The following is a 2,116-nucleotide window of genomic DNA, read 5'->3' on the forward strand; positions in this document are numbered from 1 at the left end:
TTTTACAGGGAAATGCGGTCATGTGGCAGGGTAGTAACCGGGTAACCGGCGAACGGATTGTTATTTATCTCAACACTAACCAGGCCGAAGTCTTCGGTAAACCGGATGAAAAGGCCAAGATCCGTATCAATCCCAAGAAGAAGTAAAACGATAAGTAACCATTCAATGCTTCACCTGCTTGTCGCACTGGTTTGCACCTTTGCTTCGCCCTGCTTCGCACGGGGACAGAATTGAATTCTGTCCCCACATCCACATTGCAGGATGTTCTGGCTTGGCTCATAGCGGTATTGGCCGCCGAACGAAGCCCCACGATGGTGATTCGCGGCGGACAATCGGGGACATTGCTTTAGCGGTGTCCTCACAAGCCGGCCATGGACGGCCGGCGAGAATGAGCGGGAGCCATGCCGGAACATCACTGAAAATTTTTTTCAGCTGTTCAAAGAACTTGAAGCTCATGAAGGAAAAGACGCCAGCTCTTCAGGCTTGAAAATCCCTTTTTCGGTAATAATACCGGTAATATATTTTGCCGGGGTCACATCAAAGGCCGGATTATAGACGGCCACCTCCGGCGGGGCGATATACTGTCCGCCGATGGCCAGCACTTCCTGCCGATCCCGTTCCTCAATGGGAATTTTTTCCCCGCTGTCCAGAGCGAAATCAATGGTTGAACCGGGCGCCGCCACATAAAAAGGAACCTGGTGTTCCCGGGCGATGATCGCCACCCCATAGGTGCCGATTTTATTGGCCGTATCACCATTGGCGGCAATCCGGTCAGCCCCGACTACCACCAGATCAACCATGCCCTTGCCGATGAAATAGGCGGCCATATTATCGGTAATCAGGGTTACTGGGATCCGCTCCCGCTGCAATTCCCAGGCGGTCAGCCGGGCTCCCTGCAGCAGGGGCCTGGTTTCATCGGCCAGCACTTCCAAAATCTTTCCACGTTCATGGGCAGCCCTGATCACCCCCAGGGCGGTCCCGTAGCCGGCACAAGCCAGGGCTCCGGCATTACAGTGGGTCAGAACCCGGGCGTTTTCCGGCACGATTTCAGCCCCCAGAGCGCCAAGTTTACGATTGGTTTCAATATCTTCCCGCCGGATCAAGCAGGCTTCATTAATCAGGACATCAACGGTTTTGCCGGCGGCAAGCCCACTGTCCACTGTCCGCTGCCAAACCTTTCGCATGCGATCCAGGGCCCAGAAAAGATTTACTGCCGTCGGCCGGGTGGCGGCCAACAACTGACATACCGGCTCAAACCGATCCCAAAACCCTGTCTCACCGACATCAGCTAACTGCTTTTTCATCCCCAGGGCCACGCCCATGGCCGCGGCGACGCCAATGGCCGGCGCCCCCCGGATGACCATGGATTTAATCGCCCGGGCAACTTCCTCCGCTGTAGCGCAGGTGACATACAACTCTTCCAGGGGCAAGCGGGTCTGATCAATCATAACCACGCCTTCAGACTGCCAGGAAATGGTTTCAAAGGACATTATTCAATCACCTGTGGCACCTGAAAATAAAACCCTTGCCGCTGGGGGGCATTTTTCAGCGACTGTTCATGGGTGAAAGATTCACCCCGCTCATCATCCCTGAACGGAGTATCCATGGAAATTACATGAGCCGTGGGTTCAACGCCACTGGTGTCGATTTCATTCAACTTGGCCACATAGCCGAGGATATCACCAAGATCCTTGCCATAAGAATCCAGCTCCTGTTCGTCCATTTCCAGCCGGGCCAGAGCGGCTACATGTCTCACCTCTTTTTTACTGATTTGCTCACTCATTAGTTGCACCTCCATGGTAAAATAAATATTTTGACCATTTTGCATAAAACTTTGTTGGCAATAGACTAATGCGGGATGTTCGGGCTTGGCTCATAGCGGTATTGGCCGCCGAACGAATCACACGATGTGATTCGCGGCGGACGCCTCGGAAGCCGGCCATGGACGGCCGGCGAGAATGAGCGAGAGCCATGCCGGAACATCCCTCTCAATTTCTTTCCGCTGTTTTTAGAACAAGTCAGAAAGTTGAGTTTATAATTACAGAATGTTTCCATATTACAAAACACAGGTAATATAACTGACAAAGCTATTATCGTCAACCAGACAACAGAATCT

At 52.7% G+C, this 2,116-nt stretch carries 4 protein-coding genes; all 4 read right to left on the bottom strand.

The features are described 5' to 3' along the window. Positions 1-276: 276 nt before the first annotated feature. Genes U9P07_10615 through U9P07_10630 form a run of 4 tightly spaced genes read right to left on the bottom strand, consistent with a single transcriptional unit; the run spans position 277 to position 1,973 of the window. Entirely contained in the window at positions 277-456 is a 180-nt protein-coding gene (locus U9P07_10615) for a hypothetical protein (GenBank protein MEA2109858.1), read from the bottom strand. Continuing rightward, positions 453-1,490, bottom strand: coding sequence for an S-methyl-5-thioribose-1-phosphate isomerase (gene mtnA, locus U9P07_10620; protein MEA2109859.1), 1,038 nt, complete (start codon positions 1,488-1,490; stop codon positions 453-455). The genes U9P07_10615 and mtnA overlap by 4 nt, the downstream gene beginning before the upstream one ends. Further along, positions 1,490-1,783, bottom strand: coding sequence for an Asp-tRNA(Asn)/Glu-tRNA(Gln) amidotransferase subunit GatC (gene gatC / locus U9P07_10625; protein ID MEA2109860.1), 294 nt, complete (start codon positions 1,781-1,783; stop codon positions 1,490-1,492). The genes mtnA and gatC overlap by 1 nt, the downstream gene beginning before the upstream one ends. Next, positions 1,776-1,973: a hypothetical protein gene (locus U9P07_10630; protein ID MEA2109861.1), complete on the bottom strand. Its 198-nt coding sequence runs from the start codon at positions 1,971-1,973 to the stop codon at positions 1,776-1,778. The genes gatC and U9P07_10630 overlap by 8 nt, the downstream gene beginning before the upstream one ends. Positions 1,974-2,116 lie beyond the last annotated feature (143 nt).

This window comes from Pseudomonadota bacterium, assembly GCA_034660915.1.
GTDB lineage: Bacteria > Desulfobacterota > Anaeroferrophillalia > Anaeroferrophillales > Anaeroferrophillaceae > DQWO01.

Coding starts and splice junctions, on each gene's coding strand:
- U9P07_10615 (MEA2109858.1), bottom strand. CDS start 456: ATGAGCTTCAAGTTCTTTGAACAGCTGAAAAAAATTTTCAGTGATGTT.
- gatC (MEA2109860.1), bottom strand. CDS start 1,783: ATGAGTGAGCAAATCAGTAAAAAAGAGGTGAGACATGTAGCCGCTCTG.
- mtnA (MEA2109859.1), bottom strand. CDS start 1,490: ATGTCCTTTGAAACCATTTCCTGGCAGTCTGAAGGCGTGGTTATGATT.
- U9P07_10630 (MEA2109861.1), bottom strand. CDS start 1,973: ATGGCTCTCGCTCATTCTCGCCGGCCGTCCATGGCCGGCTTCCGAGGC.